The sequence below is a fragment of the Rhodococcus pseudokoreensis genome (assembly GCF_017068395.1).
Lineage (GTDB): Bacteria > Actinomycetota > Actinomycetes > Mycobacteriales > Mycobacteriaceae > Rhodococcus_F > Rhodococcus_F pseudokoreensis.
Genome location: NZ_CP070619.1, coordinates 8,452,304 through 8,469,766, shown reverse-complemented (window position 1 = coordinate 8,469,766; position 17,463 = coordinate 8,452,304). Strand labels below are relative to the sequence as shown.

Sequence of the window (17,463 nt, the reverse complement as noted above, 5' to 3'; positions counted from 1 at the left end):
GAGGTCATGTCGTTCATCACGGCCCGCGAGCGCGCCACCCCGGTGCGGACTCGGTTCGTCAAGATTCAGCGGCACCGCGAAAGCGGTGCCGCTGCCGTTCAGGCAGCCCCGATTCATCTGTTGCGCAGTCTTTTCTGTGCCCTAGAGTCACTCGCATGGTCGACCGTCTCGAGCAGACCGTCGGCGAGGAGGCGAGCACTGCTGTGTGGCACAACAGAATGCGCATCAGGTGTGCAGGGTGTGGGCGAATCCAGCTCGAGCCCCGACACGTGTTGATGTCCGAAAGCGACGGTGCCGCCTGGGGACTCAGTCGTCCCAGACCAGGTTGTGCAGTCGCATCGCTTCGATCAGGTCGCGATCGTCCTTGCGGACGGGACCGAAATCAAGTGGGGTGACCTTGCTGCCGACAGCCCCGTCGCCCGGGCGTTCGTACAGCGCCCACAGCGCGAGATTGTCACCGTGCCGGGAGTCGAACTGGATCCCGGCCACCGGCTCATTGTCCGGGTCGGTGAGGGTGCTGATCCATTGTGAGATCGCCTGGGTCAGGGCGCGCGGCCGGCCGTCACGGATCGCGGCGGTGTCGAGGTCGGCGAGCCCGAGCCGGATCGCGTGCGCACGGAAGATGGTCCGCAACGTCGCCATCGTTTCGGTGTCGCCGGGAACGACGAACCACCCGCTGATCACTCCGCTCCCGGTGACGCGGGCCGCCATCCACGACCGCGGTACCCGCCCCGGCGCGATGGTGGGCCACTCGCCGCCGTCGTTGTCGACGATCTCGTCGAGTGCCACGCTGAGCTCGTCGCTCTTGCGTGCGTAAGCGAGGACTTCGAGATAGCAGGCGAGGCGGGTCGCGCCAATGTACAGGGTTCGCCACACTCCGGCCGGGTCGTCCCATCGGCCGGTGAACCGGCCGTCGGTGGCGTACACCCACGGGGTCCACTCCCAGGAGGTCGGTGGGTAGCCGACCCGGTAGGCGGCGGCGCCCTGGACGTGGACGCAGCAGACCGGGCCGCGTGGGGTGGGGGTCAGTTCGCGGGTGGGTTCGCTCATCCGACCGCCGCAAACTGACGTGCCGCTGCGAGGACCTTCGGTCCGACGTCGTTGAGGTCGCCTTCGCGCAGCATCAGCGCCGGTGGTTGGTCGTCGAGGATCGGGTTCAGGCCCTGGAACCAGGTCTGCGCCACGGCAGGGGTGTCACGCTCGGCGATCAGCCTGGCGGCACGGTAGGCGATGCGGAGTCGTTCGACATCGATTTCGTTGTTGATGGTGCGGGTGCCCTCGGCCCATTGCCGGACGGCCCGGGTTTCCTTGACCTTCCCGAGGTACGCGACCAGCTTGGCGCCGAGCAGTCCCCGCAGCTCCGTGACCAGCTGCGATTGTGTCATACGGGCAGCGTCGTTGTACGCGGCGAGGTCGGGTCGTGGGTGTGCGGCAGTCATCAAATCCACCTCCTAATCACATGGTAAATCACAAACTCAGTGCCGTCCATACTCCCATACCGCTGACCACTATCACCCCCACTGCCCGGGCTGCGCCGCTCGTTGTGGAACTTGCCGCTGGTCCTCGGCACCGGGCGATCGGCTACCTGACCGGCGCACTGGTGCCGGCCATCCCCGCTCCACCGCCGCAGTACAGTTTCCCACCTCGTCTTCCCACCTCGTCCCCGATCGAGGTGTCCCGGTGGGGCGCGGAGAAGCGGCCGGCCGTCAGGTGCGTGACGTTCGCGAAGTCCGACCCCCGCCCGCGGCCTCCCGGAGAAGGCCCTCGAACAAGTCGCCGTAAGGGCACTCCATTCCTGGCCTCGCCGGTGACGGTGGAGGGAAAGCGGTAGTGGGAGTGCATGCTTCCGCCAGTCGTGCTGGCGGTGCTCGTGGCGCCGAGGTTCGCAGTCCACTAGATTGTACGAATGTCTTAACATAGACTCGCGGCATGACCGTAAAGATTGGAATTGTCGGGTACGGCCTCGGCGGCCGGTATTTCCACGCGCCGTTCATCGAAGCCGCCGAGGGGATCACGCTGGGCGGCATCGTGACCCGGTCCGCCGAGCGCGCAGCCCAGGCCGCCGCCGACTTCCCCGGAGTGCCGGTGTTCGCGAGCCTGGGCGAACTCGTCGATTCCGGTGTCGATGCCGTCACCATCACCACTCCACCGCAGACGCGACGCGAACTCGTGCTCGAGGCGGTCGGGCGGGGTGTGCACGTGGTCGCGGACAAGCCGTTCGCGCCTGATGTCACGACGGCCCGCGAGTTGATCGCCGCCGGCGACGAAGCCGGGGTGCTGCTCGGTGTCTTTCACAACCGTCGATACGACGCCGACATCCGCACGCTGAAGTCGGTGCTGCCACGACTCGGCGACATCTGGCGTGTCGAGTCGCATTTCGACCAGGACGGTGCCGACACCCTCGAAGCAGGCCCGACCGGCGGGTTGTTGCGGGACATCGGCGCACACGTCGTCGACCAGGTGCTGTGGTTGTTCGGTCCGGCCGATCGGGTCGACGCACACCTCGATTACGTCGACCGGCCGGAGGGACGCACCGACGCCGGCTTCGTCGTCAACATCACCCACCGCAGTGGTGTCTATTCGACCGTCTCGTCGACCAAGGTCAACCATCTGGAGGGACGTCGGCTGCGGGCGTTCGGCAGTGCCGGCAGCTATGTGGCGGACGGCACGGACGTCCAGGCGCAGGCCCTGTTCGCGGGGACGCGGCCCGTCGACGATCCCGCCGGGTGGGGTCTCGAACGACCGGAGCGGTGGGGTGTCCTGCACACGGCGGAAGGACCGGAAACGATCCCGTCGCAGCGGGGTGCGTATCAGGACTACTACACCGAGTTCGCGGCCGCAGTCGCCGGTACCGGTCCGCAGCCGGTTCCGGCTCGCACCGCACTCGGCACCATCGCAGTGCTGGCGGCGGCACGCGAGGCTGCCGAAACCGGCCGCACGGTCGTCGTGCCACCCGTCGACTGACCGGCGGCGCGCGGCTCAGCTTGCTGCGGAGAGGAATTCGGCGACAGCCGTGTTGAACGGATCCGGTCGCTCCATGTTCGTCGCGTGGCCCGCCCGCGGGATGACGGTCGACGCCCCCTTCGGAGCCAAGGCCGCGGCCGCCTCCGCGTGTGCCGACGGCCAGAATTCGCTCTCGGAACCAGCGACGAAAAGCACGGGAAGGTCGCTCGAACGGATCGTCGGACGCCAATCGCGTTTCGCGTGGTCGTTCAACAGAGCGAGTTCCGGTTGCGACAGTTTCCAGTCGACGCGGCCCATCGCGGCGACGAAGCGGACCAACCGCATGCCGCGCTTCCAGATCGGGGTGCCGTGGCCGGTCGAGGGAATTCCGTCCGCAAAGTACGTGTCTACCTCGTCCGGTCCGTAGCCGTAGAACCCGTATTCCCAGTCCGGTGTGTTGAGCATCGTCGGCGTCTGATCGACCACGACCGCGGCGCGAAGCCGCCCCGTGCCGTACGTGTCGACGTACGACCAGATCGTATTCCCGCCCATCGAGCCACCGATCATCGCCGCATCCTGCAGGTCGAGTTCGTCGAGGAGCGCGTGCACGTGGTCGGCCCGTGTCTGCATCGTCGTTCCGTGCGACATGGCAGGTGCGGTCCCGTGGCCCGGAAGATCCACGGCGACGACGCGGTGGCCGGACCGGATCAGCGACGCGATCTGATACCGCCACGAGGTGGCGGGCGCTTTGAACCCCGCCAGCAAGATCACGGTCGACGAGGACCGGCCGCCGTTACCGTGCACGGTGTAGTCGATTCGAGCCCCGCCGGATTCGATGGATGGCACTGCGTCTCCCGTCGCCCTCCTGCCAGGCGGCACGGTGCCCGCCTGCGTCACTGCGACGGTAGTACAGGGCGAGGGAGCAATCCATGGAGAACTTCTCCACTGCACAAGGACTTCTGTGTGGAGTTCGGCCCGGAGGTGTCGGCCCGCGACGTCTGCAGAATTACTCGACCTCCCGGTGTAACGTTCCGGGCCCTCGCGGACACCATTCGAGTAGCTGTGGACGTCGGGTCCACGCATTCGGACAGGACACTTGAAAATGCACACCTCACTTCCCCACGAGGCTTCCCACGCGTCGAATCGTTCGGGCGCAGTGAACACGCTCCGTCGAGTCCCGCTGCGGAACCGGCTCGTGACGGTCGTTGCCGCCGCCGCTCTCGCCGTCGTCCCTGTCGGGGCGGCCACCGCCGTCGCGGCGGCGACCGAACTCCCCGCAACGACAGTCTCCGCGCCGACCATCCCCGGCGACCGCGGCGACAATGGTGACGGCCCCCGCCATGATCGGCAACGCGACCAACGGCAAGAACGCCGAGACCAGGGCATGACGCTCGACGAACTCCTCGTCGGGTGGAACAGCAGCCAGATTCATCAGATGTGACGTCGCGCGGCATCCGCTTTTCGTTCGTACCGCGAACGGGCGAGGGTGTATGCCGTGCAGAGCAACTCGCGGGTGAGCTCACTGGTGCGGGGACCCGGATTCACGACTGCCAGCCAGGCCGCGGAGCCGTAGACGGGGTGAGCGATGACAGTGTCGGACGCGCCGGCGTCGATGTCGGCGGGCCCCTGTTCCCGCGGCGCGTGGCCTAGCGACGCGATGAACCCCTCCTTCCCGGCGTGGATGTTCACCCGGAAGGCACCGACGCGGTCGAGCCGCGAATCTTCGTCACCCGGATAGTTCTTGGTGACGATCGTGGCGAACGGCTGGGTAGTCGTCGGCACAACCCCATCCGGTGAGTAGTAGAAGAAGGTGTCGCCCCAGCTGATTTCCGGCGAGCCGTCGCCCGGGTCCGGCCGGAGGGTGAGGACGTCGTCGAGACCTTCCACGAAGTGGATTATGTCGTCTATCGTCATGCTTCCAGCGTTTCATTGAAGTGCATGTGGAGACCTTGTAGAGCACGTGCAGGAGAAACAGGGGGTCAAGTCTCCACATGCAGAATTTCCGGACCGTGGACGTGGCCCGCCGTGTCGGGTGCTCCGTCCAGCAGATCCGTAACCTCGAACGCGACGGCGTGCTGCCTCCCGCGACTCGCACAGCCATCGGATACCGGATCTACACCGAGGTGCATGTGCAGTGCGCGCTGGCCTATCGCGAGCTCGCCGTCGCCGCCGGTCCGGTCGAAGCGAAGCGGATAGTTCGCAGCGTGCACACGTGCCCGGCCTCGACGACGGTCGCTCTCCTCGACGCCGCACACGCCCGGCTCCACACCGAACGCGCCGAACTCGCGCTGGCGAAGAAGGCCGCAGCGGTGATCTCCGCTGAGCCGATCGAGGACGTGCGAGCATCCGACTGGATGGGCGTGGCCGAACTCGCCGCCGCGCTCGGCGTCCGCTCGTCCACGTTGCGACACTGGGACACAGAGGGACTCGTCATCCCCGATCGGAACGCACCCACGGGAGCGCGCCGATACTCCCCGTCCCAGGTCCGCGACGCCCGCATCGTGCACCAGTTACGTAAAGCCGGTTACCGCATCGCACCCCTCCGCGCCGTGATGGCACAACTGCGGCGCGCACCCGGATCGGGCGACATCGACGCCGCGCTCGCCATCCGCGACGAGACCCTCACGACCCGCTCGAGAGCCCTGGTCGACGCAACCGCCGCGCTCGCCCGGCTTCTACCACCGTCCGATGTCAGTCCGCGCGGGACAGCACCGCCACCAGAAAGTCGGAGTCGTCGGTGAACGGACGCAGATCCCACGTCGAGAGCAGCAGATCCGCCCTCAGACCGTTGGCTGCGGCGTCCGCGAGGAATTGCGGGAACTCGTAGCCCCGGTCGGCGCCGAACCCGACGATCACCCGGCCGGTCGGGGCGAGATGAGCAGCGAATCCCGCCAGCACCGACTCCCGGGTCGACGGCGCCAGGAACGTCATCACGTTGCCCGCACACACGACCACGTCGAAATCGGCCGCGACGCCGCGGGAGGGCAAATCCAACTCCGCGAGGTCACCGACCAGCCACGTCGGGCCGGGGTGATCCTCCTCCGCGACGCCGATCAGCACCGGATCCACATCGACCCCGACCACGTCATGACCAGCATCGTGCAGATAGCCACCGAGCCGGCCCAGTCCGCACCCCGCATCGAGAACCCGGCCGCCACGGCCCAGCATCGCGTCGACCAGCCGGGCCTCGCCCACGATGTCCTGGCCCTTCGCCTCCATGGCCCGGAACCGCTCGACGTACCACGTCGAATGACCCGGGTCGGCCGCGGTGATCTCCTCCCACCGGCTGGGGGTGCGCTCGCTCATTGTCGATTCCTCCTCGATCCGGCCCGCTCGGCGAGCCAGTGCCACCGTAGCGAACCCGGTTCTCGCGAAGGGTCTCGGTCAACGGGACGCCGCGGCCCACCCCGCCTGTCCTCCGGGGAGGATTCAGCCATGAGCGAGTCCCTTCCCGACCGCGTCCAGATCACCGACCGCCTGCACGTCGTGGCAACCCTGCTCGACACGAAGGACTGGCCGGGGTTCGCCGCGACCCTCACCGACGACATCGTGGCCTACGGCCGGACGGGGCCCGCCGACGTCGTCGCGCGTGTCCGCTCCCACCTCGATGTCTGCGGCGCCACCCAGCACCTGCTCGGCAACATCCGCATCGACCTCGACGGCGACACGGCACGCACGACGTCCTATTTCCGGGCATTTCACGTCGGTCTCGGCGACCGCGCCGGCGCGACGTACGAATGCCTCGGCGAATACCGGGACCAGTGGCGGCGCGGCCCGTCGGGCTGGTTGCTGTCGGGGCGGGTGATCGATGTGCGCGCCGAGATCGGCGACCGGAGTGTCATCGCGCCCCGCTGACCGGTCGTACGGCTCAGTCGTGCTCCCGGCACACCGTCGAGTCCGGATCCGGTGCGCAGATCTGCTGCCAGGTGTAGAAGCCGGAGTTGACCACCACGTGGAGGTTGTCCTTCGTGATGTTCTGCACGGGCAGGAACACCGTCGGCACCGCCACGTATTGATTGTCGATCGTGCCGTTGATCATGTTGTCGGGTAGGTCCTCGCCGTGCAGGATCGACGTGGTCAGCTGTGCGGCGACCTTCGCCTGGTCGGACAGGTTCTTGAAGATCGTGTTGTCGAGGGAGCCCTGTGCGATGAGTTGCAGCGCACCGAGATTGGCATCCTGTCCCCCGGTGACCGGTATCCGTCCCGCCAGCCCGCGGCCGGCCAGGGCGGCGACGATTCCGCCCGCCAGGTCGTCGTTCATGGTGACGAAAAGGTCGATGTCGTTGTTCTCCCGGGTCAGGCACTCGTCCGCGAATGCCTGACCTTCGGCCGGGTCCCAGTCGTCGATCGTGGTCTCGCAGACCACGCGGATCTTGCCGCTGTCGATGAGCGGCTGCAGATACTCGTTCTGACCGAGCAGAAACTGGCGGGTTCCGTACTCACCCAGATTGCCCTGCACCCTGGCGACCTTCAGACCGCCGCCGGGCATCGCGGCGATCAGATCCGCGGCGCGACTCCCCTGACGTCGTCCGACCTCGAGCGGATCGAAGATCACCTGAACCTCCGCCGGTCCGCCGACCGCGTCGTGGTCGTAGAGCACCACCGGAACGTTCGCGTCGGCGGCGGCGGTCAACGCTCCTCCCGAGAATCTCGCGTCCGCGGAGATCAGCACGAGCACCGACGCGCCGTCCGCGATCGCCGACTCGACCTGGCTCTGCTGCCGGCCTGGATCGCCCTCGGCGTTGCGGACCGTCACGGTGGCCTTCGGCGCGAACAGTTCGAGGAAGTCGGTGAACAAGGGCTCGTCTCGCTCGATGAACCGGGTGGTCGTCGTGTTCGGCAGGAAGAAATAGACCTTCTTCGCCCCGTCGTCGCCTGGCGGCGGGGCCGCGCACGCCCCGAGCACCATCGCGGCGACCGAGGCTGCGACACCGAACGCGCGCACTCTTGCGTTCACGATGCTCGTCTTCATGATCCGAGGACCTCCAGGCCAATTATGCCTGGTGTGGACATACCCGCGGGCGCGGGCGGCTACGCGTGCTCGTCGATGCTTTCGGTGTTTTCCGGCACCGATCGGCGCACACTGAGTGCAGGGATGAGGAGGAGTGGGTGTTCGACCAGGACCGCGGCACCGTATCCAGCGGAGAGCGTGACACTTCGCCGGCGGACGAGCACCTCCTGAAAGAATCCCTGCTCGTCGAACCCGACATCCGCCGACGCCCGTGGCGCGAATTTCTGGAGTCGACGCCCGGGCGTCTGTCCGTCCTCGCTGTCGTTCTCGTCGCGGTGGCGCTGACGGCCGGTGTGGTGACGTCCGCCGTGATCGGCGCACGGCAGCAGCGAATGGAAACCCTTCGCGCCCATACCGAACCGCTGGCGGACGCCGCACAGAACCTGTTCAGCTCGCTGTCGATCGCCGACGCCGCCGCGACGTCGTCGTTCATCGCGGGCGCCATCGAACCGCTCGCGGTCCGCGACCGGTACAACCAGGCGATCGGCGATGCGTCGAACGCACTCGTCACCGCGTCGTACGGCGTCACCTCCGGTGATGTGGACTCGCTGCGCCTGCTCACCGAGATGTCGCGGCACCTCGCCGTGTACACGGATCTGGTGGCGACCGCACGGTCCAACGACTCCGCGGGAAATCCGGTCGGGGTGGCGTATCTGGGAACCGCGTCGGCTCTGATGCAGGACACCATCCTGCCGCTTGCCGAACGCCTCTACAACGATCAGGCCGGCGCCGTGGCCGACACCCAGTCCCACACCGCGCGACTGCCCGTCACCGCCATCGTGATCGCGTCGGCGGGAGTCCTCGTCCTCGTCGTCGCGCACGTGTACGTGGCGCATCGAAGTCGCCGCCGGGTCAATCCGGGGCTTGCGTGCGCGACGGTCCTGCTCGCTGCGCTCGTTGTGTGGATCGTGGTAGCGGGACTGTTGTCGACATCGGCGAGCGAACGCGCGCGGATCGACGGCGCCGAGCCTCTCGCGGCGGTCACGAAGGCGCGGATCCTCGCGCAGCAGGCCCGCGCGGACGAGACGCTCGGACTGCTCCGGCCCGGTTTCGATCCGGCAGGCAGCGACTACACCCGGCACACGGACGCCCTGACCGCGATTCTGAACTCGGACGCATCACCGGATGCCGTCGACGTACCGGCGATCGACGATGCGTCCGAAAGTTTCGAGGGATGGCGGAACGCGCACCGGGAACTGCAGCGCAAGCTTGCGGACGGCGACTACCAGGGTGCGGCAGACGTTGCGGTCGGCCCGGGATCGACGGCGTCGACGGCCCAGTTCCGTGCCCTCGACGAATCGCTCGAAGATGCCATCATCGCGCTGCGGACCGAGGAACTCGACGCGATGCGTGAGTCGTACCGGACGATGACAGCGCTCGCCGTAGGTGCCGTCGTGCTCGCCGTTTCCGCGGCGCTCGCCGTGATCGCGGGGATCGAGCCCAGAGTGAGTGAGTATCACTGATGGTGCGACCTTTCCACGCACGACGGCTGGGCCTCACCCGGCGGCTCGGGAGCCTCGCGTTCGGAACTGTACTGATTGCCGGTTGCGGGGCGCCCGATGCACCCACCCCGATGTTCTCCGGAGACTTCACGGAGTTCCCCGTGTCCGTCGGCGCCCGGATCATCGAACCGTCCGAATCGGCGCCACCCGCCGCGGAGCCGTCGTCCTGTGCACCAACGGCGAGTCTGCGTCCGGGGACTGCCGGCGTCGGCGGCACTCTCGACGAGATCCGGGCCCGCGGAACCCTGGTCGTCGCCGTCGATCAGAACACCAACCTGTTCAGCTTCCGCGATCCGACTACCGGCACCCTCACCGGCTTCGGTGTCGACGTCGCGCGGGAGGTCGCCCGCGACCTGCTGGGCGACCCCAGCAAGGTCGAATTCCGCCCACTCGGTTCCGACGACGGAGCCGACATGCTCGCGCACCGGGACGCGGACATGATCGTGCGCCCGGTAGCACTGCCCTGCGAGAGCCCCCAGGATCTGGCCTTCTCCACGGTGTATCTGGAGACGCCCCGCCGACTCATCGTGCGGGACGGGTCCGGGATATCCGAGCCGGCGGACCTGGCACGGCGACGGGTCTGCACGCACGACGATCCGGCGTCCGTGTCGGCGCTGTCGCACATGGCCCCCAAAGCCACGATCCTTGCCGTACCCGACTGGGACGACTGCCTGATGGCCATCCAGCAACGGCAGGTCGACGCGGTCGTGGGTGCTGCCCTTCTCGCCGGCCTCGTCGCCCAGGATCCGAATCTCGACATCGTCGGTCCCGACTCCGATTCCGCCCGGTACGCCATCGCCCTCGCGCCCGGCAACGACGACCTCGTCCGCTTCGTCAATGGCACCTTGGAGCGTCTGCGCACCGACGGAACCTGGACCGTCCTCTACGATCGCTGGCTGTCGCCACTCGGCCCGGCGCCCGCACCGCCGTCCCCGGAGTACCGGGACTGATGCCGCAATTACCGGGCGACCTCGGGATCATCGTCGGCAACTGTCTGCGGAAGGCCGGTCCCCATCGGGTCGAGCAGGGCGGTCGTGCGGGCACCCCACCGCTCGTGCGCCGACTGACGAGTCATTCCGCCGGCCTTTCCGATCGTTGCCCACGTTGCACCCTGAAAGCGCAGTCCGAGAACGGTTTCGATGCCGTCCAGTCCAGCCGCCAGCTGGATGCGAAGACTCAGCAGATGCCAGGCCAGGGTGCGCTGGTTCGGAATGTCCGTGTTCTGCTCGGCATCCCATTCCGCCGTGCCGGGAAGCGGCCCGGTGCCGATGATTGCGTCGGCGTGACGGCTCGCTTCGGCTGCCGCAGCCGTGATCACGGCGCGTGCGGCGGCGTCGATATCGGCACTGACGGCGCGTTCGACGAGTTCCATGACGATCTCCCATTCTGTCAGGACAAGCCTGACAGGTGTCGACCCCGGCGTCAAGGATTACCTGACACGTGCCGGATTACCCTGTCGATGCCGCGCGGAGCTGGGCTGCGAGATCGGTGATGTCGGTCGCCGAGATGTCCCAGCTGACCGTGGGCGCGAGATCGGTGGTCTGATGGGGTCCGTGTTCGAGAGGCCGCAGAATGAACGCTGTCGCCAGGCCCGCAGCCTGTGCGGCCTCGAGGTCGCCGTTGTGTGCGGCCGCGAGCATGACTTCGCCGGGGTGGAGGCCGAGAAGGTGCGCGGTGTGCAGATAGGCCCGGGGATGCGGCTTGTAGATCCGGTTGATATCGGAGCCGATGATGACATCCCACGGGATTCCGGCATTCTTCGCCATGTCGAGCAGCAGAGAAGTGTTGCCGTTCGAGAGCGGACCGATGATGTAGTCGGACCGGATCGCGGTGAGACCGGGCACGCTGTCGGGCCACGGAGTGAGCTCGTGCCATGTGCGCGAGAGCTCGTCCAGCTCTCCAGCGTCGTGATCCGAGGGGTCGATGCCCGATTCGAGGAGCGCGGCGTCGAGGTTTTCGCGGTGCAGGGTATCGAGCGTCACGAACTCGCGGGCGCCGGACCGGATGGGTTCCATCGACGGCTGGTAGCGGTCCCGCCACCGGTCGGCGAACGCGGCTGCGTCCAACTCGAGCCGATGGCGTTCCGCGTAGCCCGCCACAGCGGAGGCGATATCGGTGCGCCAGTCGACGACGGTGCCGAACGTATCGAACAGCACGGCACGAATACTGCGTCCCGTCGACGGGGACCGGAACCGCACACCACCCATGAGGCGCCCTTTCGCTCGAACACACGACGTCGCACCACAATAGGCGCGGCGACTCGTCGTCACGAGTCGCCGCGCGGATGGTTCAGGCGCGCCGAACGGGCATGATCGAGCGCACCAGCGGGTCGCGGAGGTACAGCCCGCCCCACACGAATATGCCCACATAGATCGGGAACAGGGTGGTGCTGACGATCGGTTGCTCGGTGAGCATGTTGGTAGCGACCGCTCCACCGAGGTATCCGGTGAGCAGCACGGCGCCCAGGATCGAGGTGATGGGCACGATGTAGAGAATCAGACACACCAGCAGAACCACCCCGATCACGCGGTTGAGGTTCTCGGCGAAGCCCAGTTCTGCCATCGCCTCACGCACCATCTGGGTGTTCGCGATGTGGATGAGCGAGTCGAAGAGGAGAAACAGCACCGCGAGTGCGCTGACGACGAGCCCTGCAACTCGGGCCTTCTTCGTCGTTCCGTCCGTGGGCGCGGGTGTCGCGGCGGACGCTCCGGTGGCGGGAGGTGTCGTGGTCATGAGATTTCTCCTTGTTGTTCAGGAAGCTGCAGACCGCCGGCCTGAAATGTCTGCCGTCGATGTAGCGCGGCAAATTGTCCGCTCCAACACGCTTCGTGGGTCCTCACACCAGTACAGACCGGAGGTGACGGGAAAACTCACCGCAGCGGGGCGAACTTGGTGCGCCACCCACTCTTCGACCGCCCGCACAGAGGTTCTCACGGGTGGTTGGATGGACTGGTGCAACTCGTGATCGAGGCAACCGACCTTCCCGGATCGTCGTGCCCGCCGGGGTCCAATTTCCCCGGCTACGACAACATCCATGTGGCCGTGCAGCGCCGCGGCGCTCTCGGCGATCTCCTCGACCTGCATCCAGGGGACGCGACCACGGCCCGCTGGGTTCTCGAGTGCAAGGCGACCCCGACGCCGACGGGTCTCGACATCACCGGTCCGTACGTACAGGGCCGCCCCGGCGGGCGCTTCGTCTACCTGTCGTGGGGGTCGATCGGCCGAGATGGCGAATTCGATATGTTCCGGCGGGCAAAGTTAATGTGGGACGGGGTGGATCGGGCCACCGCGGATGCGGCGGCGGCGGCCGGACGCATCACCGCGCGACTCGGACTCACCGACGCCCGCGGGAATCCCCTGTGCGCTGCAGTGCGTCCGCCGTTGATCGAGTGGTCCGCGTAGCCACCGCGATCAGGACGCGGGCACTTCCCACTCGACCACTGTCCCCGGCGCGCCGTCGCGGATGACGGCACGACCGCCGAGTTGCGCGGCTCGGTTGCATATGTTCGCCAGCCCGTGCCCCCGGATGACGTCCGCGCCCATCCCGGTACCGTCGTCGGTCACGCTCAGCGCCAGGCGGTCGTCGTCGGCGGCGACCATCACACGGCACGACGTCGCATGGGCGTGACGGGCAACGTTGCTCAGGGCCTCGCGGAGCACCGCCTGAAGTTCCGGACCGGCGTCGTGGCCCGAGAATTGGTCGACCGGCCCGTCCAGGCACACGTCGGGAGTGAAACCGAGTGCGGCCGTGCTGCTCTCGACGATCTCACCGACCGCCGCACTCAAACTTGCGGACCCGTTCGACAGCCCCGCCGCACCGATCTGAAGGTCGAAGATGACCGCGCGCAATCCGCGAACGATGCTGTCGGTTTCGTCGATCAGCGGATCGAGATCCGTGGCGAGGCGGGGATGCCGTCGAGCCAGGGAGGTCAATGCCAGCCCCAGCCCGAACACGCGCTGAATCGTCAGGTCGTGCAGATCGGCCGCCATCCGGGTCTGTTCGTCGTGGCGGGTTCGTTCGTGTTCCGCCCGCACGAGTTGCCGGTTCTGGGTGAGCAGGCTGGTTCGCATGGTGTCGACGGCGCCGCCGATCATCGACACTTCCCTCGGCCCGTCGGTGCCGATTTCCCGCTCGTAGTCGCCCTCGGCCACCGCGCCGATATCGGCGACGAGACGCTCGATCGGCCGGGTCAGCAATCGTCGCGTCAGATACAGGGAGGCTATCGCGGTGCCGATCGCGAGAACGAACGCCACGGCGGTCGCGACATTCGCCACGATCTGCGCCGAGCGAACCCGATCGACCTGTTCGGTCACCCGTTCATCGGTCAGGGCATTGAGGTCCTGAAGGTGTGAGCGCAGCCCGTCGAACAATTCCTTGCCCGTGGCAGTCATGGCCACGACCTGCTCGTCCGCTATCTCGTCGTTGCGGCGAGCGAGTATCTCCGGCTCACTGGCCTGCGCGGTCCAGGTGTTCGCCGCCTCGACGACCGCGTCCAGCGTTGCCGAAGCCTTGGCGTCGCCGGCAAGCAGCGCGTTCAGATCCGACAGGGACGCGGCCGCGGCGTCCCTGCCTGCGTCGTACGGTTCGAGGAAACTCGGATCACCGGTCAGCACGTAACCGCGCTGCCCGGTCTCCTGGTCCACATAGGCGGTCGTCAGATCCGACACAGCATGCTGCGCGGGCAGGAGGCGCTCGGAGAGTACGTTCTCGGACGCACGAACCACCAGTCTCCCGTACACGGAAAACGCGGCAGAAACGGCGAACAGGGCCACGAGGATCCCGATCGCCAGCCACAGCAACGTCCGCAACGACATCCGCCTGGCATTCGCAGTCCGACCCGACATGGTCAGCCTCTCACCCGTTCCGGACACGGGATCGGGTGCCTGGACGGCCCGACCCCGCCGGTTTCCACACTATTGCGCCCGACCTACGCCGCGTAACCGATTACCGAGTCCGATCGCCGCCGGATCCCGGGTCACGCGGGAGGGTGCGTGCCGAGCCAGGTCGCTGCCCTGCGCGCCGACGCGCGCGAGAGCCACGCATCCTGAACGAGCTCCACCAATTCTTGCCGGGACAACTCGCCGATGCGGCTCCCCCGCAGGAGCACCGACAGGTGGCCGTCGAAGTGTGGGGTGGTGAAGAACGGTGTCGCGCGGTCGCGGACCAGCGCCTGCTTGTCGGCTTCGGACGGCACCCAGAACACGATCACGTCGTCGTAGCGTTCCCCGGTGTCGGGGTCCGTCGCATCGGGTCGGGGATTGCGGAAGAACACGAACGACTTGCCCCCGACCTGGTAGACGGGATTGTCGCCAGGGCCGTGGGTGACGGTGACGTGAGGCATGCCGAGAGCCGACTCGTGCACGTCGTCGACCCGTGCCGCCCGGCTACCGATTCCCATCTCACAACCCTAATTGCCCGACTTCCGCGGCGTCCCGGTACTCGGCATCAGGCCGTGTGGACGCGCGCGGCCTCGGGTTCGTGTTGTGTTGTGTTGTGCGCATGGATGAGTCGGAGGGCCGCGTCCCGGTCACGGCGATCCAGTGCGTCGACGAGATCGACGTGCAGTTGCTGTCGTTCGGCGATGTATTCCGGCAACGGTCTGTCTCCGACCGGTTCGACGGAGACGGTGTGGGATTCGATCAGATCGAGGAGGCTCAGGTAGATCGACTTCAGGATTGCGTTGGGGCTCACTCGGGCGATGGCGGAGTGCAGTTCCCAGTTGGCTCGCACGAATCCCGTCGCGTCGCCGGCCTCGGCGGTCTGCCGCATGACGTCGAGCGCGGTGCGCATACGAGTGATGTCGACGGCCGAACTGTGGTCGAGTGCGTCCTCGATGAGCAGTGGGTCGAGAGCGTCACGGATGCGTACGGCATCGGCGACATCTCCTTCTGCGGCATCGAGGGAGAGGATCGAGTTCCCGAGACGCGCGATGGGGGTGGGTGATGCGGCGAAGAGTCCCCCACCGGGTCCCGACCGGACGGTGATCACCCCGCGCGATTGCAGAATGCGCAGAGCTTCGTTGAAGGTGCCCTTCGCGACACCGCACTGTTCCTGAAGTTCTTTCTTCGTGCCGAGGCGGGCACCGTGCGGCGCCTGCTCCGCGAGTTGACCGATGGCCAGCGCAGCTTGCTCGGTTCGGCTCAGAGATGCGTCCATCATCATCCGCTGCGCGAGATCGGTCATCGTGTCCTCGTTTCGTCGTGCCCACCGCCGCTTCATCGCCGAGAGCCGGGCCAACGCTGATTCTACCGTATTGACCATGCTCGATACGGATTGATTGGGTCGATTCTCTTGACATGCGGCACGGGTCACAGCATGCTGTGTCTATTGAACATGCTCAATAGGGCTCAATTGGCGTCCTATTGCACTCGCACCCGAGGAAGAGCAACGAACATGCAGGACAACACCCACGATGTCGTGATCGTCGGTGCCGGGCCCGTAGGACTGGCGCTGGGACGGATGCTCGGCCTGCGCGGCCACGACGTGGTGATCGTCGAACGCTGGCCGGAGCCGTACCCACTCCCGAGGGCCGTCCATTTCGACGACGAGATCGGCCGTGTCTTCCAATCGATGCGCCTGACCGAGGAGATCGAGTCGATCTCCGAGGCAGTGCCCGACCACTACGAATGGCACAATGCGGCAGGAGAGGCGCTGGTGCGGATCGACTGGTCCGGGACCGGCCCGAACGGCTGGCCGACAGCGAGCTTCTTCTCCCAGCCACAGCTCGAGAAGGTGCTCGCCGAGGCAGTGGCCACGATGCCGAACGTCACTCTGTTGCGCGGCGCCGAAGTGGTCGGAATCGACGAGGGCGCAGACGACGTCGTGGTGACGTTCACCAGCACGGTCGTCAAGCAGCGGCAGGTGCGAGCACGTTTCGTCGTCGGCTGCGACGGCGCGAACAGCTTCGTCCGTGAGCGCATGGGTGCGACCATGCACGACGAGGGCTTCTTCTTCGACTGGCTGATCGTCGACACCATTCCGCTCGACGACCGCGAGTGGGCGCCACAGAACTGGCAGCTGTGCGATCCTGCCCGGCCGACCACGGTCGTGTCGGGTGGACCGGGGCGTCGACGATGGGAGTTCATGCGGCTGCCCGGCGAGACGAGAGAAGAACTGAACACGCCGGAGAAGGCATGGGAATTGCTCCGAGAGTGGGACCGGACGCCGGAGAACAGCGAACTCGAGCGTCACGCCGTCTACACGTTCGCCGCGCGGTGGGCGGACCGGTGGAACTCCGGCCGTCTCGCGATCGCCGGTGACGCCGCGCACCAGATGCCTCCCTTCGCCGGGCAGGGCATGTGCTCGGGCATCCGCGACGCAGCCAATCTGTCGTGGAAGCTCGATCGCGTCCTGCGCGGAGAATCCAACCTCACATTGCTCGATTCGTACTCGTCCGAACGAAACGTGCACCTGCAGCACGCGGTCACGATGTCGGTCGAACTCGGGCGGGTCATCTGCGTCCTCGACGAGGAGAAGGCCACGGAACGCGACGTCCGCATGATCGACGGCGGCGCCGACCCCGCGAAGGTCCTACCGGTCACTGCCCTTCCCGTCCTCGGAGACGGCGTCACCGCGCAGGACACTCACGGCGGCGCGCTGCGCGGGACCCTCGCACCGCAGTTTCCGGTGCGGATCGGCGCCCACAGCGACCTCCTCGACGAGGTCACCGGCTTCGGTACGGTCCTGCTGGTACTCGGCGACACCGATGTCGCGCACTCGGACCCGACACTGCAGCGGCTCCTCGCCAGCACCGGAGTACGGCTGAAGACCGTCGAGGAGTCCGGAGCACCGGATCTGCTCGACGCGACCGGTCGATGGACTCGGTGGTTCCGCGGACAGAACATCAGCGCGGTGCTCGTCCGGCCGGATCACTACATCTTCGGCGCCGTCACCGACAACACCCAACTGACGGATCTGCTCAGCGAATACCGCAACCGACTGCAGATCCTCGACCCATCCCCCACCAGTCTCCACCCCGCATCCACCACCGTTTGACCTCACTCCAG

20 protein-coding genes are annotated in these 17,463 nt (G+C 67.0%); 8 read left to right on the top strand and 12 right to left on the bottom strand.

Annotation, left to right across the window (positions count from 1 at the left end; all coding sequences use genetic code 11):
* Window positions 1-306: 306 nt before the first annotated feature.
* Together JWS13_RS44060 and JWS13_RS44055 are read right to left on the bottom strand one after the other, a co-directional pair.
* Window positions 307-1,050 (bottom strand): RES domain-containing protein, encoded by a 744-nt coding sequence (locus tag JWS13_RS44060; protein ID WP_206011345.1) that lies wholly within the window; start codon window positions 1,048-1,050, stop codon window positions 307-309.
* Window positions 1,047-1,439, bottom strand: coding sequence for a hypothetical protein (locus tag JWS13_RS44055; protein WP_206011344.1), 393 nt, complete (start codon window positions 1,437-1,439; stop codon window positions 1,047-1,049). Before JWS13_RS44055 ends, JWS13_RS44060 begins: the two co-directional genes overlap by 4 nt.
* Window positions 1,440-1,929: 490 nt before the next feature.
* Between JWS13_RS44055 and JWS13_RS44050 the strand changes: the two genes are divergently transcribed.
* Entirely contained in the window at window positions 1,930-2,964 is a 1,035-nt protein-coding gene (locus JWS13_RS44050; protein ID WP_206011343.1) for a Gfo/Idh/MocA family oxidoreductase, read from the top strand.
* Window positions 2,965-2,979: 15 nt separating this feature from the next.
* Here the strand turns inward: JWS13_RS44050 and JWS13_RS44045 are convergent, their stop codons facing one another.
* Entirely contained in the window at window positions 2,980-3,789 is an 810-nt protein-coding gene (locus tag JWS13_RS44045; RefSeq protein ID WP_206011342.1) for an alpha/beta fold hydrolase, read from the bottom strand.
* 349 nt (window positions 3,790-4,138) lie between these two features.
* Between JWS13_RS44045 and JWS13_RS44040 the strand changes: the two genes are divergently transcribed.
* The gene (locus tag JWS13_RS44040; RefSeq protein WP_241032548.1) at window positions 4,139-4,384 is read left to right on the top strand and encodes a hypothetical protein; all 246 of its coding nucleotides are present in this window, start codon (window positions 4,139-4,141) and stop codon (window positions 4,382-4,384) included.
* Here the strand turns inward: JWS13_RS44040 and JWS13_RS44035 are convergent.
* Complete coding sequence (locus tag JWS13_RS44035) at window positions 4,375-4,857, bottom strand: DUF6194 family protein (protein WP_206011340.1); 483 nt, start codon at window positions 4,855-4,857, stop codon at window positions 4,375-4,377. The genes JWS13_RS44040 and JWS13_RS44035 overlap by 10 nt on opposite strands.
* Window positions 4,858-4,934: 77 nt before the next feature.
* Here JWS13_RS44035 and JWS13_RS44030 point away from each other — a divergent pair, with 77 nt between their 5' ends.
* Entirely contained in the window at window positions 4,935-5,684 is a 750-nt protein-coding gene (locus tag JWS13_RS44030; protein WP_206011339.1) for a TioE family transcriptional regulator, read from the top strand.
* Here JWS13_RS44030 and JWS13_RS44025 read toward each other — a convergent pair.
* Complete coding sequence (locus JWS13_RS44025; RefSeq protein WP_206011338.1) at window positions 5,635-6,249, bottom strand: class I SAM-dependent methyltransferase; 615 nt, start codon at window positions 6,247-6,249, stop codon at window positions 5,635-5,637. The genes JWS13_RS44030 and JWS13_RS44025 overlap by 50 nt on opposite strands.
* A 129-nt stretch (window positions 6,250-6,378) precedes the next feature.
* On the opposite strand from JWS13_RS44025, the gene JWS13_RS44020 reads away from it, so the two are divergent.
* Window positions 6,379-6,798, top strand: a complete 420-nt coding sequence (locus JWS13_RS44020) for a nuclear transport factor 2 family protein (RefSeq protein WP_206011337.1) — start codon at window positions 6,379-6,381, stop codon at window positions 6,796-6,798.
* A 13-nt stretch (window positions 6,799-6,811) separates the two neighbouring features.
* Here the strand turns inward: JWS13_RS44020 and JWS13_RS44015 are convergent, their stop codons facing one another.
* The gene (locus JWS13_RS44015; RefSeq protein WP_241032547.1) at window positions 6,812-7,915 is read right to left on the bottom strand and encodes a substrate-binding domain-containing protein; all 1,104 of its coding nucleotides are present in this window, start codon (window positions 7,913-7,915) and stop codon (window positions 6,812-6,814) included.
* A gap of 137 nt (window positions 7,916-8,052) precedes the next feature.
* Here JWS13_RS44015 and JWS13_RS44010 point away from each other — a divergent pair, with 137 nt between their 5' ends.
* Together JWS13_RS44010 and JWS13_RS44005 are read left to right on the top strand one after the other, a co-directional pair.
* Entirely contained in the window at window positions 8,053-9,417 is a 1,365-nt protein-coding gene (locus tag JWS13_RS44010; RefSeq protein ID WP_206011336.1) for a hypothetical protein, read from the top strand.
* Window positions 9,417-10,406: a glutamate ABC transporter substrate-binding protein gene (locus JWS13_RS44005; protein WP_206011335.1), complete on the top strand. Its 990-nt coding sequence runs from the start codon at window positions 9,417-9,419 to the stop codon at window positions 10,404-10,406. The genes JWS13_RS44010 and JWS13_RS44005 overlap by 1 nt, the downstream gene beginning before the upstream one ends.
* Before the next feature lie 8 nt (window positions 10,407-10,414).
* On the opposite strand, the gene JWS13_RS44000 is transcribed toward JWS13_RS44005, so the two are convergent.
* From JWS13_RS44000 to JWS13_RS43990, 3 genes are all read right to left on the bottom strand, one after another.
* Window positions 10,415-10,828, bottom strand: coding sequence for a hypothetical protein (locus JWS13_RS44000; RefSeq protein WP_206011334.1), 414 nt, complete (start codon window positions 10,826-10,828; stop codon window positions 10,415-10,417).
* Between the two features lie 76 nt (window positions 10,829-10,904).
* Complete coding sequence (locus tag JWS13_RS43995) at window positions 10,905-11,663, bottom strand: haloacid dehalogenase type II (RefSeq protein ID WP_206011333.1); 759 nt, start codon at window positions 11,661-11,663, stop codon at window positions 10,905-10,907.
* Between the two features lie 82 nt (window positions 11,664-11,745).
* A complete protein-coding gene (locus JWS13_RS43990; RefSeq protein WP_124393779.1) occupies window positions 11,746-12,189 on the bottom strand; it encodes a DoxX family protein in 444 nt (147 codons plus the stop codon).
* Between the two features lie 219 nt (window positions 12,190-12,408).
* On the opposite strand from JWS13_RS43990, the gene JWS13_RS43985 reads away from it, so the two are divergent.
* A complete protein-coding gene (locus JWS13_RS43985; RefSeq protein ID WP_206011332.1) occupies window positions 12,409-12,858 on the top strand; it encodes a DUF5990 family protein in 450 nt (149 codons plus the stop codon).
* A gap of 9 nt (window positions 12,859-12,867) precedes the next feature.
* Here the strand turns inward: JWS13_RS43985 and JWS13_RS43980 are convergent, their stop codons facing one another.
* The 3 genes from JWS13_RS43980 to JWS13_RS43970 form a co-directional block, all read right to left on the bottom strand.
* Window positions 12,868-14,271: a sensor histidine kinase gene (locus tag JWS13_RS43980; protein WP_241032546.1), complete on the bottom strand. Its 1,404-nt coding sequence runs from the start codon at window positions 14,269-14,271 to the stop codon at window positions 12,868-12,870.
* Window positions 14,272-14,432: 161 nt separating this feature from the next.
* Window positions 14,433-14,855: an MmcQ/YjbR family DNA-binding protein gene (locus JWS13_RS43975; RefSeq protein ID WP_206011330.1), complete on the bottom strand. Its 423-nt coding sequence runs from the start codon at window positions 14,853-14,855 to the stop codon at window positions 14,433-14,435.
* Between the two features lie 47 nt (window positions 14,856-14,902).
* Window positions 14,903-15,640: a FadR/GntR family transcriptional regulator gene (locus JWS13_RS43970; protein ID WP_206011329.1), complete on the bottom strand. Its 738-nt coding sequence runs from the start codon at window positions 15,638-15,640 to the stop codon at window positions 14,903-14,905.
* 210 nt (window positions 15,641-15,850) lie between these two features.
* On the opposite strand from JWS13_RS43970, the gene mhpA reads away from it, so the two are divergent.
* On the top strand, window positions 15,851-17,452 hold the full coding sequence (gene mhpA / locus JWS13_RS43965) for a bifunctional 3-(3-hydroxy-phenyl)propionate/3-hydroxycinnamic acid hydroxylase MhpA (RefSeq protein WP_206011328.1): 1,602 nt from the start codon (window positions 15,851-15,853) through the stop codon (window positions 17,450-17,452).
* The last annotated feature ends 11 nt before the right edge of the window (window positions 17,453-17,463 follow it).

What these genes read in the sequence shown, in the direction of transcription:
- JWS13_RS44005 (WP_206011335.1), top strand. Translation starts at nt 9,417, where the DNA reads ATGGTGCGACCTTTCCACGCACGACGGCTGGGCCTCACCCGGCGGCTC.
- JWS13_RS43980 (WP_241032546.1), bottom strand. Translation starts at nt 14,271, where the DNA reads ATGTCGTTGCGGACGTTGCTGTGGCTGGCGATCGGGATCCTCGTGGCC.
- mhpA (WP_206011328.1), top strand. Translation starts at nt 15,851, where the DNA reads ATGCAGGACAACACCCACGATGTCGTGATCGTCGGTGCCGGGCCCGTA.
- JWS13_RS43970 (WP_206011329.1), bottom strand. Translation starts at nt 15,640, where the DNA reads ATGACCGATCTCGCGCAGCGGATGATGATGGACGCATCTCTGAGCCGA.
- JWS13_RS44030 (WP_206011339.1), top strand. Translation starts at nt 4,935, where the DNA reads ATGCAGAATTTCCGGACCGTGGACGTGGCCCGCCGTGTCGGGTGCTCC.
- JWS13_RS43995 (WP_206011333.1), bottom strand. Translation starts at nt 11,663, where the DNA reads ATGGGTGGTGTGCGGTTCCGGTCCCCGTCGACGGGACGCAGTATTCGT.
- JWS13_RS44050 (WP_206011343.1), top strand. Translation starts at nt 1,930, where the DNA reads ATGACCGTAAAGATTGGAATTGTCGGGTACGGCCTCGGCGGCCGGTAT.
- JWS13_RS44025 (WP_206011338.1), bottom strand. Translation starts at nt 6,249, where the DNA reads ATGAGCGAGCGCACCCCCAGCCGGTGGGAGGAGATCACCGCGGCCGAC.
- JWS13_RS44055 (WP_206011344.1), bottom strand. Translation starts at nt 1,439, where the DNA reads ATGACTGCCGCACACCCACGACCCGACCTCGCCGCGTACAACGACGCT.
- JWS13_RS44035 (WP_206011340.1), bottom strand. Translation starts at nt 4,857, where the DNA reads ATGACGATAGACGACATAATCCACTTCGTGGAAGGTCTCGACGACGTC.
- JWS13_RS44015 (WP_241032547.1), bottom strand. Translation starts at nt 7,915, where the DNA reads ATGAAGACGAGCATCGTGAACGCAAGAGTGCGCGCGTTCGGTGTCGCA.
- JWS13_RS44000 (WP_206011334.1), bottom strand. Translation starts at nt 10,828, where the DNA reads ATGGAACTCGTCGAACGCGCCGTCAGTGCCGATATCGACGCCGCCGCA.
- JWS13_RS44060 (WP_206011345.1), bottom strand. Translation starts at nt 1,050, where the DNA reads ATGAGCGAACCCACCCGCGAACTGACCCCCACCCCACGCGGCCCGGTC.
- JWS13_RS43975 (WP_206011330.1), bottom strand. Translation starts at nt 14,855, where the DNA reads ATGGGAATCGGTAGCCGGGCGGCACGGGTCGACGACGTGCACGAGTCG.
- JWS13_RS43990 (WP_124393779.1), bottom strand. Translation starts at nt 12,189, where the DNA reads ATGACCACGACACCTCCCGCCACCGGAGCGTCCGCCGCGACACCCGCG.
- JWS13_RS44020 (WP_206011337.1), top strand. Translation starts at nt 6,379, where the DNA reads ATGAGCGAGTCCCTTCCCGACCGCGTCCAGATCACCGACCGCCTGCAC.